Below are 532 nucleotides of genomic sequence, written 5' to 3' on the forward strand. Positions count from 1 at the left end.
TAGCCATTGGCACGTGGTACTTCCTTAGTAGCTCAATCGGTGGTAACTGAGTTTCTCCCAAAAAGTAAAAAGCACCGGGTAGTAGTGTGGCGACGGTATCGGACTTCGAAAGGGCGACCACACCGTCTTCATCGAGATATTCGATATGGTCAGCCGAAAGGCCTTTGTATCGTGCAGTCAATTCAGTGCCACCAAGGTTCGATAGCTGCTCTGTGTGGCCTTTTACGTGTAAGCCATATTGTTTCGCTGTCGCAAATACTCTTTCGGTTTGCTCCAAATTAAAACCGATAGACTCACAAAACACATCCACACTGGTGGCCAAGTTTTCCTCTGCGACGATTGGGATGATTTCTTGACAAATATGTTCGATGTAATCGTCTGCGCGACCTTCAAATTCAGGCGGTAAAGCATGAGCGGCAAGAAGGGTAGTTGTGATCTTGACTTTACGCTCTTGTTCTAAGGCTTTTGCAGCACGCAGCATTTTTAGTTCGTCTTTGAGCGTCAAGCCGTAGCCTGATTTTACCTCAACCGA

1 pseudogene is annotated in these 532 nt (G+C 46.8%); it reads right to left on the bottom strand.

From position 1 onward, the window contains the following. Nucleotides 1-532, bottom strand: a pseudogene (locus R7Z50_RS30750) (imidazolonepropionase); the annotation flags it as partial.

The sequence above is a fragment of the Vibrio sp. 1249-1 genome, from assembly GCF_033340495.1.